At 72.7% G+C, this 15,090-nt stretch carries 18 protein-coding genes, 1 tRNA gene and 1 pseudogene; 9 read left to right on the top strand and 11 right to left on the bottom strand.

Annotated elements, in window-relative coordinates; all coding sequences use genetic code 11:
• Positions 1-138: 138 nt before the first annotated feature.
• Entirely contained in the window at positions 139-465 is a 327-nt protein-coding gene (locus ABZ386_RS30230) for a hypothetical protein (RefSeq protein ID WP_114254036.1), read from the bottom strand.
• A gap of 332 nt (positions 466-797) precedes the next feature.
• On the opposite strand from ABZ386_RS30230, the gene ABZ386_RS30225 reads away from it, so the two are divergent.
• Genes ABZ386_RS30225 through ABZ386_RS30205 form a run of 5 tightly spaced genes read left to right on the top strand, consistent with a single transcriptional unit; the run spans position 798 to position 3,591 of the window.
• Positions 798-1,664, top strand: coding sequence for a bifunctional DNA primase/polymerase (locus ABZ386_RS30225; RefSeq protein ID WP_358966724.1), 867 nt, complete (start codon positions 798-800; stop codon positions 1,662-1,664).
• 34 nt (positions 1,665-1,698) lie between these two features.
• Positions 1,699-2,163 carry a hypothetical protein gene (locus tag ABZ386_RS30220; RefSeq protein ID WP_198678217.1) on the top strand — a complete coding sequence of 155 codons (465 nt, stop codon included), beginning with the start codon at positions 1,699-1,701 and terminating at the stop codon, positions 2,161-2,163.
• A 9-nt stretch (positions 2,164-2,172) separates the two neighbouring features.
• Positions 2,173-2,712, top strand: a complete 540-nt coding sequence (locus tag ABZ386_RS30215; protein WP_356521110.1) for a DinB family protein — start codon at positions 2,173-2,175, stop codon at positions 2,710-2,712.
• A 44-nt stretch (positions 2,713-2,756) separates the two neighbouring features.
• Entirely contained in the window at positions 2,757-2,978 is a 222-nt protein-coding gene (locus ABZ386_RS30210) for a hypothetical protein (protein ID WP_114254039.1), read from the top strand.
• Positions 2,979-3,018: 40 nt separating this feature from the next.
• Positions 3,019-3,591 carry a GNAT family N-acetyltransferase gene (locus tag ABZ386_RS30205; RefSeq protein ID WP_114254040.1) on the top strand — a complete coding sequence of 191 codons (573 nt, stop codon included), beginning with the start codon at positions 3,019-3,021 and terminating at the stop codon, positions 3,589-3,591.
• Between the two features lie 167 nt (positions 3,592-3,758).
• On the opposite strand, the gene ABZ386_RS30200 is transcribed toward ABZ386_RS30205, so the two are convergent.
• Complete coding sequence (locus ABZ386_RS30200) at positions 3,759-7,949, bottom strand: hypothetical protein (protein ID WP_358966722.1); 4,191 nt, start codon at positions 7,947-7,949, stop codon at positions 3,759-3,761.
• Between the two features lie 422 nt (positions 7,950-8,371).
• Between ABZ386_RS30200 and ABZ386_RS30195 the strand changes: the two genes are divergently transcribed.
• The 3 genes from ABZ386_RS30195 (at position 8,372) to ABZ386_RS30185 (ending at position 9,896) form a co-directional block, all read left to right on the top strand.
• Entirely contained in the window at positions 8,372-8,785 is a 414-nt protein-coding gene (locus ABZ386_RS30195; RefSeq protein WP_351340839.1) for a hypothetical protein, read from the top strand.
• A gap of 134 nt (positions 8,786-8,919) precedes the next feature.
• Positions 8,920-9,132 carry a ferredoxin gene (locus ABZ386_RS30190; protein ID WP_351340696.1) on the top strand — a complete coding sequence of 71 codons (213 nt, stop codon included), beginning with the start codon at positions 8,920-8,922 and terminating at the stop codon, positions 9,130-9,132.
• Complete coding sequence (locus ABZ386_RS30185) at positions 9,132-9,896, top strand: PIG-L deacetylase family protein (RefSeq protein WP_358966719.1); 765 nt, start codon at positions 9,132-9,134, stop codon at positions 9,894-9,896. The genes ABZ386_RS30190 and ABZ386_RS30185 overlap by 1 nt, the downstream gene beginning before the upstream one ends.
• A gap of 26 nt (positions 9,897-9,922) precedes the next feature.
• Here the strand turns inward: ABZ386_RS30185 and ABZ386_RS30180 are convergent, their stop codons facing one another.
• The 7 genes from ABZ386_RS30180 to ABZ386_RS30150 form a co-directional block, all read right to left on the bottom strand.
• Entirely contained in the window at positions 9,923-10,681 is a 759-nt protein-coding gene (locus tag ABZ386_RS30180) for a glycosyltransferase family 2 protein (protein WP_355724032.1), read from the bottom strand.
• A 47-nt stretch (positions 10,682-10,728) separates the two neighbouring features.
• A complete protein-coding gene (locus ABZ386_RS30175) occupies positions 10,729-11,010 on the bottom strand; it encodes a hypothetical protein (protein ID WP_358966716.1) in 282 nt (93 codons plus the stop codon).
• 107 nt (positions 11,011-11,117) lie between these two features.
• Positions 11,118-11,435: an ArsR family transcriptional regulator gene (locus ABZ386_RS30170; RefSeq protein ID WP_358966713.1), complete on the bottom strand. Its 318-nt coding sequence runs from the start codon at positions 11,433-11,435 to the stop codon at positions 11,118-11,120.
• Between the two features lie 129 nt (positions 11,436-11,564).
• A complete protein-coding gene (locus tag ABZ386_RS30165; protein WP_358966710.1) occupies positions 11,565-12,437 on the bottom strand; it encodes an LLM class flavin-dependent oxidoreductase in 873 nt (290 codons plus the stop codon).
• Positions 12,438-12,545: 108 nt separating this feature from the next.
• Positions 12,546-12,746 carry a hypothetical protein gene (locus ABZ386_RS30160; protein WP_358966707.1) on the bottom strand — a complete coding sequence of 67 codons (201 nt, stop codon included), beginning with the start codon at positions 12,744-12,746 and terminating at the stop codon, positions 12,546-12,548.
• The gene (locus ABZ386_RS30155; RefSeq protein WP_358966705.1) at positions 12,683-13,348 is read right to left on the bottom strand and encodes a winged helix-turn-helix domain-containing protein; all 666 of its coding nucleotides are present in this window, start codon (positions 13,346-13,348) and stop codon (positions 12,683-12,685) included. The genes ABZ386_RS30160 and ABZ386_RS30155 overlap by 64 nt, the downstream gene beginning before the upstream one ends.
• A 54-nt stretch (positions 13,349-13,402) precedes the next feature.
• Complete coding sequence (locus tag ABZ386_RS30150) at positions 13,403-14,284, bottom strand: LysR family transcriptional regulator (protein ID WP_358966703.1); 882 nt, start codon at positions 14,282-14,284, stop codon at positions 13,403-13,405.
• Between the two features lie 60 nt (positions 14,285-14,344).
• Between ABZ386_RS30150 and ABZ386_RS30145 the strand changes: the two genes are divergently transcribed.
• The gene (locus tag ABZ386_RS30145; protein ID WP_358966701.1) at positions 14,345-14,710 is read left to right on the top strand and encodes a DoxX family protein; all 366 of its coding nucleotides are present in this window, start codon (positions 14,345-14,347) and stop codon (positions 14,708-14,710) included.
• Between the two features lie 58 nt (positions 14,711-14,768).
• Here ABZ386_RS30145 and ABZ386_RS30140 read toward each other — a convergent pair.
• Positions 14,769-14,846 (bottom strand): annotated as a pseudogene (locus ABZ386_RS30140) (XRE family transcriptional regulator); the annotation flags it as partial.
• A gap of 127 nt (positions 14,847-14,973) precedes the next feature.
• A tRNA-Ser gene (locus ABZ386_RS30135) sits at positions 14,974-15,060 on the bottom strand.
• Between the last annotated feature and the right edge of the window lie 30 nt (positions 15,061-15,090).

Raw genomic sequence — 15,090 nt, 5'->3', positions numbered from 1 at the left:
GCACCTGTCAAGGCCGCCCGCCACACCCGGAAAGCGCCTGGGCGGCGGTACCGAAGTACCGCCGCCCAGGCGCTTGTCACCCCACGAAGCACACCCACACACCTTCCGGGCCGGTGCCGGTACACCGGCCCGGTCAGCTCACCACCACAGCGGGGCGAAGCTGACGGCGGTGTTGTCGTTGCCCTGGTTGACGGCCGTGAACGCCGAGCCGTTGACCTGGGCGGTGTTGCTCTGGTTCGAGGCGCCGTCACCCACGGCCTGCTGCTGGGTGGTGGCCGCGTTGCCGAAGTTGTCGCCGCCGACGCCGCTGCCGAGGATGCCCTGCTCGGCCTCGGTGACGGACGCGATCGATCCGTTGTCCGCGAAGGCGCCGTTGTCCGCCGTCGCGACACCGGTGAAGAGCGCGGCTGCGAGCGGCAGGGCGGAGACGGCTGCGATGACGCGGGCGGTACGGATGCTTGCCATGTCGTTGTCCCTCCAGGACGTACGTGAAGTACTGCTGCCACCAGGGAAGTTGGCCGGCCGCCCTGGCTTTCTGCTCGACGTCGCGAGTCCAGAGTTGCCCACCGAATCCCCGGCGAACCACCCTGGAAGCCGCGATTCGCACGCAAGCGTGAGGACAAGTCGATAAACCCCTTTGCGTCACTTCCGTCCCGGACGGGGGCACAAAGGGTCGTTCGAACCCAGGTACCGCAAGGGACGAAGCGTTCCAGCACTTTTCCCCGACGCCGCTCCGCCCCGGCGCGTCGCACCCGCTCCCCCTTTCCTTTTTCGAACGTACGTACGAAACTAGGAGCATGGCCACCACCGACCGGCAGGCCACGACGCTGGCCCTCGCACACGCCCTGTCAGCCGCCGAGCGCGGACTGGCCGTCCTCCCCCTGTCCCGCACCAAGCTGCCCGCGCTGCGCTCCCCCCACCGCGACGACCCCGCCCCCTCCCCCTGCCACGGCGAGTGCGGCCGCCTCGGCCACGGGGTCTACGACGCCTCCAGCGACCCGGCCCGCATCCGCGAACTGTTCGCCGCGGCACCCTGGGCGACCGGCTACGGCATCGCCTGCGGCCTGCCCCCGCACCACCTGATCGGCATCGACCTGGACGTGAAGACCGGCACGGACTCCTCGGCCGCCCTGCGCGAGCTGGCCCTGCGGCACCTGTTCACCATCCCCCCGACGGTGGTGGTCCTGACCCCCTCCGGCGGACGTCACCTCTGGCTGAGCGGCCCGCCCGACGTGGTCGTCCCCAACTCGGCGGGCCGCCTCGCCCCCGGCATCGACATCCGGGGCGCCGGCGGCTACCTCGTCGGCCCCGGCTCCCGCACGGACCGGGGCGTGTACGCCGCCGCCCCGGGCACCGCGCACCTGCCCCCGGCCCGCTGCCCGCGCTCCCTGCTGCGCCTGCTGCTCCCGCCGCCCCGCGCCCAGCACCCCACGCCCCCGTCGGCCGGCGGACACGGCCAGGGCCTGGTCCAGTTCGTGCTCGCCGCCCACGAGGGACAGCGCAACACCCGCCTGTTCTGGGCGGCCTGCCGCGCCTACGAGGACGGCATCGGCCCCGCGCTCGTGGACCCCCTGGTCGACGCGGCCCTGAACACCGGACTGTCCGAGCGGGAGGCCCGGGCGACGATCGCGTCGGCGGCACGGCTGACGGGGCACCGGCCCTGAGCGGGGCCCCCTCCACGAGCACCGAAAGACCCCCATGCACCAGCACGTCAGAACGCCGGCCCTGGCGCTCGCCCGTCTCGTCCTGGCCTCCGGCCGCTCGGTGGACCTGGCCGAGCTGCGGTTCACCTCGACGTACGGCGACCTGCTGGAGGGCTATCCCTGCAAGCCGGTGAACGACCTGCGGATCCGCGGCCTGCTGCGCGCCGCCGAGCAGGCCCACCCGGGCACGCCGGTCCATCTGGTCCCGCCCCCGCGCGAGTACCCCGACCAGTACGCGGGCGGCCTCGGACCCGTCGAGGTGCTGCCCGCCGTGGCGTGCCTCGGCACGTTCCACTCCACCGCCCTCGACCCGGCCCACGACCCGGTCGCGTACCGCTCCCGGCTGACCGTCCTCTGGTTCCAGTCCACGCCGCGGCTGCCCTCGGCGTGCGGCCCGGAGCCGGCGCTGCGGGACATCGACTGGCCGGGACTCGCCCGGGACACACGGGCGCTTGCGTAGGGTCGTCCGATGAGCGTTTCCCGTACGGAACTACTGCGCGCGCAGTTCGAGTTGGTCTGGTCGCTGTTCGAGTACCACCTGGAGCGGCTGGAGCCGGAAGACTTCCTGTGGGAGCCCGGGCCGTACACCTGGACCGTGCGCCGCTCCGCCGACGGCACCTGGGTGCCGGACTGGGCGGACACCGAGCCCGACCCCGTGCCCGTGCCCACGATCGCCTGGGTGAGCTGGCACATCGGATGGTGGTGGGGCGTCACCCTCGACCACGCGCGGGGCCTCCCGCCCCGCGACCGCACCGAGGTCGCATGGCCCGGCGAGGGCACCCCGACCGTCGAGTGGCTGCGCGACCTGCGCACCCAGTGGCTGGCGGTCCTGGACGGCCTCACCGACACCGCCCTGGACGCCCCGGCCCGGTTCCCCGTGCCCGACGACCCCGGCTACACCGTCGCGCACATGGCCGCCTGGGTGAACACGGAACTGACCAAGAACGTCAGCGAGATCGGCCAGCTGCGCATGCTGCGGGCGGCCGCCGCGGTACGTCAAAATCACTAACCGCACGCCTGTGACCAGCGACAAAGCAGTTCGTTGGAGTGGGCATGCGTTCTCGTCTGCTCTCCCGTGCCGCCGCGCTGCTCGTCGCTCTCGTCGTCCTCCAGGGCGGTTCGTCCGCCCTGGCCGCCGAGGGCGGCGGGGGCAGCCGGTCGGGCTCGATCGATCCGCTCACCCCGTTCGCGCAGGGAGCCTCGGCGCTCGCCGGCATGGCCCAGCCGTTCTACAGCGCGTTCAGCCAGGCCGTCTCCCCGCCGCCGAGGGCCTGATCCGGCGGCGCGGCCGCGCGCCACGTGACATCGTGAAGGCATGACCATCGACGTGCGCCCGGCCACGGACTTCGAGGACGTCCGTGCCGTGCTCGGGCCGAAGTCACCCGGCGCGAACGTCTGCTGGTGCCTGAGCTACCGGATCCCCTCCAAGCTCAACAACGAGCTGCGCGGCCCGGCCCGCGGCGCGTACGTCGCCGAGCTGTGCCGCGCGGAGGTGCCCCCGGGCGTGCTCGCCTACGACGGTGACGAACCGGTCGGCTGGGCCGCCGTCGCCCCCCGTGCGGACACCTCGTTCGCCCGCAACCGCAAGATCCCGCACGTCGACGACCTGCCCGTCTGGTCGCTGTGGTGCGTCCGGGTCCGCCCCGGCCACCGCAAGCAGGGCATCTCCCACGCCCTGATCGCCGGCGCCGTCGACTTCGCCCGCGCCCACGGCGCACCGGCGATCGAGGCGTACCCCCTCGACAACGGCGACGCCAAGGTCGACCTGACGATGGCCTACGCCGGCCTGAGGAAGAACTTCGAACGCGCCGGCTTCACCCACGCGGCGGACACCACCTCGGTCCTGGCCGGTCATCCCCGGATCCTGATGCGGCTGGACCTGCGCTGAAAAAAGGCCCGACCGCTGGCGACGGGGGATGCACCAGCGGTCGAGCTATGGCCAAGGGTAACAAGCGCTTGCCCAGCGAGAGCCGACATGCCGTCAGGAAGGCGGCGTTGTGACTCGTATCACTCAACTCCCGTGACCGTACGGCCTGTTGTGCACATGCCTCTTCGTCAGCCGCCGCACGGCGGGTCGTAGGAGAGCCGGGGCAGGTACTCGCTCCAGGTGTCCGGCGTCAGCACGCCCCGGGTCAGCGAGCAGATGCGGCGCACGGCCGGGTCGACGTCCAGGTTCCAGATCCGGATGGTGTCGGCGCCGCTCGACACCGCGATCGCGCGGCCGGCCGGGCTGAACGACAGATAGGTGCCGGTCTTGGTGTTGGGGCTCATCGACTGGCCGATCGCGGTGGCCCCGGAGGGGTCGGAGACGTCCCAGAGCCGGACGGTGCTGTCGTTGCCGCCGCTCGCCAGGATGCGGCCGTCACGGCTGAACGTCAGGGACACGACCGCTTCGGTGTGACCGGTGAGGTGTGCCAGCTCGGAGGCATCGGCCGGGTCCGCGACGTCCCAGAGGCGGACGGAGCTGTCGTCGCCGGCGCTGGCCAGCGTACGGCCGTCGCGGCTGTAGGCGAGGGCGTTGACGGCTCCGAGATGACCCCTGAGCGGTGCGCCGATCAAGGTGACCCGGCCGGGGGCGGCCGCGTTCCACAGCCGGATGGTGCCGTCCGCGCTGCCGCTGGCGAGCGTCCGGCCGTCCCGGCTGAAGACGAGGGAGTTGACGTAGCCCTTGTGACCGGTGAGGGGTGCGCCGAGCGGCCGGGGGCGGGACGGGTCGGCGATGTCCCACAGCTGGATGGTGCGGTCGTCGTCGGCGGTGGCCAGGGTCCGGCCGTCCGGGCTGAAGGCCAGCGGGTCGGCGTACCGGATGCGCAGAGGGAGCGGGGACCCGTACGGAACAGGGTGTTCCGGATCGCGGAGGTTCCACAGCTGCACGGCCCGGTCGCCCGTCACCGCCGCGAGCGTGCGGCCGTCCGGGGAGAACTCCAGGGAGCGTACGTCGCCCTTCCCCGGCCGGAACGGCTCGCCCATCGGCACCGGCCTGCCGGGCCTGCGCACATCCCACAGCCGGACCCGGCCGTCCCGCCCCGCCGTCGCGAGCACCCGCCCGTCCGGGCGGAACGTGCCGGTCCGGCCGGTCATGTCCGAGGTCGGCAGCGCCCACAGGCGGACCTTGTTGTCGCCCGTCCCGGTGGCGAGGGTGCGCCCGTCGGGGCTGAAGCCGAGCGCGTACATCTCGCCGCTGCTGCCCGTCAGGGGCTCGCCGACCTGCGACGGGTACTCCGGATCGCTGACCTTCCACAGACTCGCCGTGCTGTCCGCGCTGGCGGCGGCGAGCATGTTCCCGTCGGGGCTGAAGGCCACCGACCAGACCGGCCCGGTGTGGCCGGTCAGCGGCGCTCCGATCTGTTCCGGGTCGTGTGGATCGGCCACGTTCCACAGCCGGACGGTGTTGTCCTCGCCGCCGCTGGCGAGCGTCCGGCCGTCGGGGCTGAAGGCCACGGAGTGCACGAGGGCGCTGTGCCCGGTCAGCGGCCTGCCGACCGGTGCCGGACGCCCGGGCTCGGTCACGTCCCACAGCCGGATCGTGCCGTCGTCGCCGCCCGCCGCCAGTGTCCGGCCGTCCGGGCTGAACGCCACCGAGCGCACCGCGGCCGTGTGCCCGGTCAGGGGCTTGCCGAGCCGCTTCGGGTGGCGCGGGTCGGCCACGTCCCAGAGCCGGACGGTGCGGTCCTCGGCGGCGGAGGCCAGCGTGCGCCCGTCCGGGCTGAAGGCGATCAGGTAGATCGTGCCGTCGTGGCCGGTCAGGGGCTCGCCGAGCCGCTTCGGATGACGGAGGTCGGTCACGTCCCACAGCCGGATCGTGCCGTCGTCGGAGGCGCTCGCGAGCGTACGGCCGTCCGGGCTGAAGATCGCGCTGCTCACCCAGCTCGTGTGGCCGGTGAGCGGCTTGCCCAGGGCACTCGGACGCCCGGGGTCGGCCACGTCCCACAGCCGGACCGTCCGGTCGTAGCTGGCGGTGGCCAGGGTCTTGCCGTCCGGGCTGAACGTCGTGAGGTAGACGGCGCCCGTGTGCCCGAGCAGGGGCGTGGCCAGCGGGGCGTTCACGACGGAGATCAGGCGGCTCCTCGCGCCCTCGTCGTCCGGCCGCAGGCGGTGCGCCACCAGGTCGAGCTGCGCGGACAGCGACGGATCCGTGTCCCGGACGCGGTCGGCCTGGGCGAGCACCTGCTCGAACACCGCGTCGTCCCGCTGCTTCCAGGCGACGACGGCCGACCCGGCGGCCAGCACCGCCAGCACCACCAGCGCCGCCACCGCTCCCCGGCTGATCCAGATGACGCGCCGGCGCAGCCGGACCGAGGCGGCCAGGAACTCCACCGCGCTGCGCGTCAGGAACGTGTCCCCGGCGGACTTCGCCCAGCCGTGGGCCTGTTCCAGCCGGGAGCCCCGGTAGAGCAGTGACGTGTCGCGGTCCGACTCCTCCCAGGCCCGGCCGTCCTCCTCCAGGCGCTGGCGCAGCAGGTTGCCCTGCCGGTCCTCGTCGATCCAGTCGCGCAGGCGCGGCCAGGCGTGCAGCAGCGCCTCGTGGGTGATCTCCACGGTCTCGGCGTCCAGGGTCACCAGCCGGGCGCGGACCAGCGCCTCCAGGGACTCCTCGGTCTTGCCCGGGTCGTTCGACTCGTCCGCGAGCTGCCGCCGGGTGCCTCGCCGACGGGTGGCCTGGGTGTCCTCGCCCAGCCGGACCAGGCGGAGCAGGAGCAGCCGGGCCGCCGTGCGGGCCGCCGGGTCGAGGCCGGTCCAGGCGCGTTCGGCGGTCGCCGCGACCGCGCCCTGGATGCCGCCGGCCGCGCGGTAGCCGGCGAGCGTGAGCCGGCCGCCCTTCCTGCGCTGCCAGGTGGCGAGCAGGGCGTGCGACAGCAGCGGCAGCACTCCTGCGTCGTGCGCCCCGCGCGGGCCGTCGGCGCTGACCTCCCGGACGATCAGCTCCGCCAGGCCCGGTTCCAGCTCCAGTCCGACGGCCTTGGCCGGGCCGGTCACCGCCTCGCGCAGCTCCGCGGTGGTGAGCGGCCCGAGCACCATGTGCCGGTGCTGGAGCGCGTCGGCCAGCTCGGGGTAGCCGAGGCACTGCTCGTAGAAGTCGGCGCGTATGCCCAGGACCACCACCGCCGGGGCCGTTTCACCGGGGGCGGCGGGGGTGCAGGCGGCGTGCAGGACCTCGACGAAGGCGCGCCGGTCGGCCTCGTCGGGGCAGAGGGTGAACGTCTCCTCGAACTGGTCCACGATGACGACCGGGCGGGCGCCGGCGGGATCGACGCGCCGGGCCCAGGCGGTGACGGCCGCGCGGACGGCGTCGGCAGGGCGGACGCCCGAGCGGACGGCGTCGGCCGGGCGGACGGCGTCGGTGCGGACGGCGTCGGCGCGGGGCGGTGTGCCGGGCTCAACCGCGGGCGGACCGGCGACGGGCGCTTCCAGGGGCGGTGCGGCCGCGGGCGGGACACCGGCCCCCTCCGCGGCAGGTGTCTCCACTGCCGCAGGTCCGGCCTGTGCCGAGACGACAGGCGCCAGCTCCGGGATGCACCGGGCCAGCTCCGCCAGCGGGTCGGCGCCCGGTACGAGCTGGACCACCTCCCGCGCCCGGCCGTTCCCGTCGCCCTCATCACCGTCGTCGCCGCCCAGGGCACCGTCCCGCAGCGCGCCGTCGCGCAACGCGGGCACCAGACCGGCGTTCAGCAGCGAGGACTTCCCCGCCCCCGACGCGCCCACGAGCATGACCAGGCCGCCCGCCCCCGCCACGGCCCGGAGCTGGGCGACGAGCGCGTCCGTGCTCCGCTCGCGGCCGAAGAACCACCGGGCGTCCTCCCGGCGGTAGGAGGCCAGCCCCCGGTACGGGCACACCCCGCCGGGCGCGGGCGGGGCGTCGGCCGACGCCTGCTCCTGCCCCGGGGACCCGGCCGGGCGCTCGGCGACCGGGTCGGCCACCGCGCGCTCCCACAGCCGTTGCCACTGCCCCAGGTCGTACAGGCCCGGCGACACCGGCGTGGGCCGCTCGCGCCGCGCCTCGGGGATCAGCACGTGCAGCACCGCCGCGAGGGCGGGGAACTGGGCGGGTACGTTCCGGGCCCGCCGCCAGTCGCTGATGCGCTGGGCGGACACCCGCACGGGCCGCCCGCGTTCGTCGACCCGCTGGAGCCGCACCACCGCTTCGGACACACGTTTGAGTGGGGGGTTGCCGGCTTCCTTGTACAGCAGCGCGAGGCGTTCCGCGAAGGCGGTGCGTGCCCCCGAGTCGGAACCCAAGGTCTCCACTCCTCACTTCCACGCCTGGACGTCCGGTCCGGAAAACTCACTCTATATGGCTGACCTGCGGTAATACCCTCCGCAAGCCCCCGGAACCTCCTCGTCCGCGACCGGAAATGGCAGGATCCGGTTCCAGCAGCGCACCCATCCGGTCGACTTCCATCCGGGTTCCATCCGAGTCGGACGACGGTAGCCCCACCGTTCGGCACCGGTCCCCACGAGGGGAGGGACCGGTGCCGGACGACGTGGTGATCCTCCCCGGTGGAGTGCGCCCTCCAACCCCGCGAGCGCCGATCTGCGGCCCTGGATAACTGACGACCCGTCAGCTATGGTCGCCCTGCCGTACCGCTTCCGAGCGACGTACAGGGGTGAGCGCAGTGGAGTCACGTCCCGACAGCCCACGACCGCAGGGTGCTCCGCGCTGGGTGGCGATGGTCCACCGCCCGGCCGAGGGCTCGTGGCGGACGGCGGCGGAGTCGCCCCACCGCTCGCCGGTGCTGTACGCGCTCGGGGAGATGACCCAGACCCTGCGGGCGCGCGGCGACGAGGTGACCGTCGCCCTGTGGGGGCCGAAGGACGGCGAGTGGCACCTCTTCGACGCCCCCCTGAAACAGGCGCCCACGCCCCCGCCCGCCCCCAAGACCTCCCCCGGCGACACGAGCACCCTGGCGGAACGGATGACCGGCCGCCGCCACCAGGTCCTCCTGGCCGGCCTGGGCAAGGCGGGCCTCTACGACCTCTCCCCCGAGGACGACACGACCGTCAAGGCCCTGGTCGAACGGCTCGACGAGGCCGCCGTACGCCGGGTCGCGCACTGGCTGGCGACGGCGGGCGGCACACGCTGAGGCCGGCCGGCGGCAGATGCTGAGGTCAGCGTGCGCCGGCAGACGCCGACCGGGCCGGTTCAGCCGGTGGCGTGCTGGGCAGTGACCTCCTGGCGGCGGGGCCTCCGCTGCCGTCAGGAGGGGGAGGAAGCGGCATGAAGGTCTCCGTGGACCGCGAGCTCTGCTACGGCTCCGCCGAGTGCGTCCACCGGGCGCCGGCGGTCTTCGCGTTCGTCGACGGATTCGGCGTCGTCCGCCCGGGCCGCGAGGAGACGGGCGACGACCCCGAGATCCTGGAGGCGGCGGAGAAGTGCCCGAGCCAGGCCATCAGGATCACCACGCCGACGGACGGCCCTGGCGAGGAGTGATGCCGGTACCGAGCCTGCTCGCGGTCTTCGCCCACCCCGACGACGAGTCCCTGTCGGCGGGCGGCGTCCTCGCCCGGCACGCGTCCGCGGGCGCGCGCACGGCGGTCGTCACGGCGACCTGGGCGGCGGACAGCCCGCGCGCCGCGGAGCTGGCCGAGGCCCTCCGCGTCCTCGGCGCCGGCGCACCACGGATGCTGGGTCACGCCGACTCCCGCGTCCCGCACTCGGCGCCGGGCAGACCGCGTCTCTGCGACGCGCCGCTGGACCGGACGGTAGGGGAGCTGGTCACCCACCTGCGGTCCTTCCGCCCGGAGATCGTGGTCACCCACGACGCCTACGGCGGCCTGACCGGCCACGAGGACCACGTGCACACCCACCGCGTGACCCTGCTCGCGGTCCACGCCGCCGGCCTCGAACGCCTCTACCCGGACGCCGGTGAACCCTGGCGCCCGAGCGCCCTCTACCTGGCCACGCACCCCCACTCGGCCGTCCGGGACTGGGGCGGGCACTGGGCACCCACGGGCAAGGCGCTGCGCACGGTCCCGGACGACCTGATCACCGCGGCCGTCGACGTCACGCCCTGGCTGGAGCGCAAGGTCGCCGCGATCCTGGCCCATCGCTCCGAGGTGGCGCGGGGAGCGGCCCCGGGCCTGATCGCGGCGCTCCCGGCAGCCGAGCGGGAGCGGCTGCTCGGCACCGAGTACTACATCCGCCACGACACGGTCACCGCGGTGCGGCGGCGGCAGACGGAACTGCTGCCATAAGAACCGCTGTCACCACCTGGCCACTCTCACAGAGCGGCCGGAAAACCCCACGGCAGCCGCGACAGGGCCCTGGCCCTGGCCTCCACGACCGCCATCCGGGCCTGCCGCTCGGCCCGGTCGGCATGGGCCGCCTGCCCCGTCACCTGCCCCTCCCACTTCCGGTACAGCAGCCCCACCTCCCCCGAGAACCACCCGCGGCTCACGGCGTTCAGCGCGAGCAGCAGCCCGGTGTCCTCCGAGGCGGGCAGGGCCATCCACCCGCCGAGGGCGAGCAGCAACTCCCGCCGCACGAACAGCGAGGCCGGATGCACCTGGGCGAGGAACCCGTTGGCCTTCCAGTGCTCCAGCACGGCCCCCCGCTCGATCACCCCCTCGTCGGGGTCACCCGGGAACCCGACGGTCGTCCCGTCGGGCATCAGATCCAGCACCCGCGACGTCACCCACCCGAGCCCACGGTCCCGCTCCAGCACCGCCAGATTCCGCCCGAGCACCCCCGGAGCCAGCTGGTCGTCGGCGTCCAGCACCGTCACGTACTCGCCCTCGGCATGGGCCAACGCGACGGTACGGGCCACCCCGGGCCCCCCGGGCCGCCCCTGCCGGAACGTCACGCGCGGATCATCAGGCACATACGGCCGGACGTCCTCGCCCTCCCCGTCCTCCTGGACCACCCAGTGCCACTCCCACCCCTCCGGCAGCCCCTGCCCGCACAGCGAGGCGTAGGCCTCCGGCAGGAACCGGGCATGGGGGCCGTGCACAGCGGTCACGACGACGATGCGCCGCATCACGAGGCGCGCTCACCACCTTCCAGGACACCCGGTGAACGGCCCGCATGCTATCCACCGGCGGCAAGGGAAGAGACCAGCACCGCCCCGCCCATGAGAACGACCACCTGCACGACCCCCGGGATGCGCCACCCCAAGGCGAGGAGCCCCCCGCCGGTAAGCACCGCGCCGCCCATCAAAATCAACGAGGCCTGCGACGCCACACTCGACGCCCCCGACGCACTGGCACTGGCACTGGCGCTGTCACTCTCGTAACTGTCGGCCCACCCCTCCATCCCGACAGCGAACACCATCCAGGCGATGACCATGAGGTCGATGACGAGCAGGGCCACGGCGACCCCGACCTGCTGCCCGGCCGACGGCCCCCGCGCCTGACGCTCTCGTAAGTACATACGGCCAGCATGCTGACGCGGCACGCCCTGCGCATGAGCACAGGTACTCACCTGCACCCAGCAGCTACAACAGCCTGGATCAGGCCCGGAAACCTGCGCTCCAGGTCCTCCTTGCGGAGGCGCATGTACAGCCCGTTTCCGGCATTGCGCTGATAGACGAGGCCCGCCTCACGCAGCACTCGCCAATGTCGCGTGCGACTGGATTTGCTCAGGGGCAGGTCGAACGAAGCGCAGAGCCGCTCATCGTCAGGTCGCGCGAACAGTTCAGCTACAACCCGACGGCGGTTCTCGTCCGCGAGCGCCAGAAGGATGGGGCCCACCTCCAGCTCCTCGACGCCAGGGTGCACCAACTCACCAGCGTCCATTACTCCACCTCTGACTGCGGGCCAGGCCGCCGACAGCCCGCAGTTCGTCCCCCTGCTGCAGAAGGTGCGGGTCCGTGGATCAACGATCGTGCGGCAAGCGACCCCGAAGCAGTACGAGCCGGTCGTCGGTTACGAGACGAGGGGACGGACGTCCTCGGCCACGAAGCGGACGAAGCCCTCGGGGTCCGGTTCATCGCCGGTGGGCTCGAGGATGACGGTGTCGGCACCAGCGGCGATCAGGCTTTGAACGGCCTCGGCCACCGTACCGGCGTCGCCGGCGACTCCCAGTTCGGGGATCTTGTCCGTGCCGGCGGCGGTGAGCTCGGCTTTGAGGCGGGCGACGGCGTTCGGCCCAGTGGTGGTAAGGAGATAGACGACCACCCGGTGGGAGTCGGTGCGACCGGCCGCCGCGCGGCCCTCGTCAATGAGCCGACGGGCTTTTCGTACGCCGTCCGGCGGGGTGGCCTCGCTGAGCAGCGTGCCGTCGGCGGCCTCGCCGGCCAGGCGCAGCGAACGGGGGCCGGTGACGCCAGCGAGCACCTCGGGGGCGGTGAGCGGAGGCCAGCCGAGGCCGACGTCGTCCAGTTTCACATACCGCCCGTCGGCGGTGACGCGCTCGCCGCGCAGCAGCGCCCGGAGCGCGTCGAGGTACTCACGCAACAGCGTGACCGGCGACTCGGCCCGCGCGCCGACCTGCCCCATCCAGTCCTGCACACCGTGCCCGACGGTCAGCGTGAAGCGCCCCGGAAAGAGCCGGTCCAGGGTGGCGGTCTCCATCGCGGTGAGGGCGACGTTCCGCAAGGGCACGGGCATCAGCCCGACGCCGACTCGCAGCCGCTCCGTCCAGGCGAGCGCGGCGGACGCGGTGGCGACCCCGCCCTCCAGGAAACAGTCCTCCCACAACCACAGCTCCTCGAGCCCCGCCGCCTCGGCAGTACGGGCTACGTCACGCACTTTCTCGGGCGGCAGCTGAGGTCGTAACACAGCACCAAGAACAGTCATAGGTCCTTACCCAACTCCAGTGTTCCAGGATGGACAACTGCTTTTCCGAGTTGCATGAAGTTGGCGAGTTCCGCTTCTTGCGTGAGGACCACAGCAGTTCCACCGGGTTCAGCTCGGGAGCGTAGGCGGGTAACCGTTCCGGGATGAGCAGTCCTGTTCGGCGACCCAGGCCCGGATCGCCCGGCTCCAGTGGGCGGACAGGCCGTCCCGGACCAGGACCACTCGCCCGCCGCGGTAGAACACCTTCATCCGCTCCAGGACCTCGATGAGCCCGGCGGTGTCGTAGCGCCGGGCTTGAGGTGGAAGCACAGGCGGGCCCCGCGATCGGGGTCGGTGGAGTGGTAGCTCAAGGACCCGGCCATCGACGCACGCTTCCAGTTCAGGCGGTGCCTCAGATCCGCCGCGCCTACTCGCCCCGAGGGCGGACTCCGCCCCTGCCAGCGGGCGATCTCCGATTCGTCCCGCTCGACCGCGCGCCGCTCGGGCCGTTGCAGGCTCCATCCGAGCCGGCCGGTCAGCAGCCGCCATACCGATGCCCTCGACAACACCACCCCCGTTGTCCGGGTGACGAGGGCGCCGACTCGTTCCAGGCTCCACAGGCCGGCCTCGAAACCATGAGCCTGGGCACCTTGCTCCAACGCGGTCCGGACCATCTCGACCTGGGTGTCGTCCAGCTTGGGTGGGCGTCCGGTGGCTGCCCGTCGCCGCAGGGCCGAAGCCCCGCCTTGCTCCCACACCCGCCGCCAACGCCGCACACTCTCGGCACACACCCACACCGCCCTCGCGATCTCCGCATGCGAGACGCTGCCCTCGAACAACTCGACTGCCCGAACACGACGCGCCTCCGCCAACTGAGGCCGCGACAAAGGAGGACGGGAGGAGCCGGTAACCGAAGGGGAAGGTCGGCCCATGGCGCTCTTCAGAGGGATCTACCACCCGCACAGAACCGGCCTGTCGGCCTGTCGTCAGCTCCGGCTCAACCGCCGCACGATGGCCTCCAGCAGCTCATCCAGCGCCGCATCACGTGTCCGGCCCTTGGGTCGGGCCAGCCCTACCCGGCTCGGTGAGACCCCGCGGACTGGACGGAACACCACGTCCGGGTGGGAGTAGAAACGGGCCGTCGACGCCGGGGCCAGCGTTACGCAGCCGGCAGCCACCGCTCCGAGCCACTCGTCGGGCCGACTGGTGACGGCGCCGACCCGGACTGGGTGCCCTTCCCGCTCCTCCGCCGCCAGCCAGTGCTCCCTCCAGGCTCCGGTCTCGGCTCCGGCCGCGACGAACGGCTCGTCCCACAGCTCCCGGAACTCCACCGTCCCGCTGTTCGCCAGCGGATGCCGGGTCGGCAGCAGCACCCCGCGCTCCTCAACGAACAACTCCCGCACGTTCAACCCCTCCTGCCCCGGAAACGGCAAACGCACCACTGCCGCATCCACCTCACCTCGGGCCAGGCCGGCACTCGGGTCCGACCAGTCGAACTGACGTAGTTCCACCCGCCACTCCGGCTGCGCCTGGCGGAACTCGGCGATGACCTCGTGGACGGCGCCCACGGCGCCCGCGTCCAGGAAACCCAGGCGCAGCATCCGCGCCGCCCGGCCGGTTGCCTGTACCGCCTCGTCCCAGCCGTCCAGCAGTGCGGGCACCCGCGCGGCGAGCTCTCGACCAGCCTCGGTCAGCGCCATCCCGGACCGCGAACGCGCGAAGAGCGGTACCCCGAGATCGTCCTCCAAGCGCCGGATCTGCTTGGTCAGCGCGGGCTGCGAGACGAACAGTTTTTTCGCCGCCCCGGTCAGGCTGCCCTCCTCCGCCACCGCGGCGAAGTACCGAAGCAGGCGCGTGTCCACGTCCATTCCACCAGGTTATAGAAGCAGGTATTGGACGGTGCCGAAGCGTCTGCGGAACCTGAAGGCATGACCGGTACCCAGCTTGCATTCCTCGTCGTCACCCTGTTCACCGCCGCTGTCAACGTCGGTATCGCCGCAGCCGACCTCGCCGGGGCCCGCTTCGTGCTGGCCAACTCGGCACAGGTGGGTGTGCCTCGGTCCTGGCTGCCCTGGCTAGCCGCCCTCAAGCTGGCTGGTGCGGCGGGCCTTCTCCTCGGCCTCTTCGACGCGGCACTGCGCCCCCTCGGTGCCGCCGCGGCCTGCGGCCTCGTCCTGCTCTACCTGGGCGCGCTCGCCTTCCATCTGCGCACCCGCGTGCTCTACAACCTCGCGTTTCCCGGTTTCTACTTCGCCACCGCCGTCGCCTCGTTGGCGTTGACCGTGTCCTCCTGATGGCGGCACCGCTCAACCTTCGCTGCGGCAGGCCAGCGGGCTGTTGGGGGCGCGACTGCTACAGGGCGAACTCGAGGTGCTCGATGTCCGTGAACCGGACCTCTTCCAGGCTGCCGGCGCGGCGGCCGCCATCCCGGCCTCGGTGGCCCGTATGAACCCGCAGGAACGAAACCCAGCGGGCAGGGACCCGGCTGGGCGCGAGCTCAGCGAGGGTGCCCCTCAGTGAGAGGCACCCTCGCTGACGTGCACATCTATGACCTGCGCGGAGGCGGTGGGATTTGAACCCACGGTGACATCGCTGCCACGACGGTTTTCAAGACCGTTCCCTTAGGCCGCTCGGGCACACCTCCCCGCGCCGGCCGTGATCGGCGGGCGCGGGG

Source organism: Streptomyces sp. NPDC006140, from assembly GCF_040628815.1.
Lineage (GTDB): Bacteria > Actinomycetota > Actinomycetes > Streptomycetales > Streptomycetaceae > Streptomyces.
The sequence above is the reverse complement of the archived record's forward strand: the minus strand, read 5'-3'. Positions and strand labels throughout refer to the sequence as shown.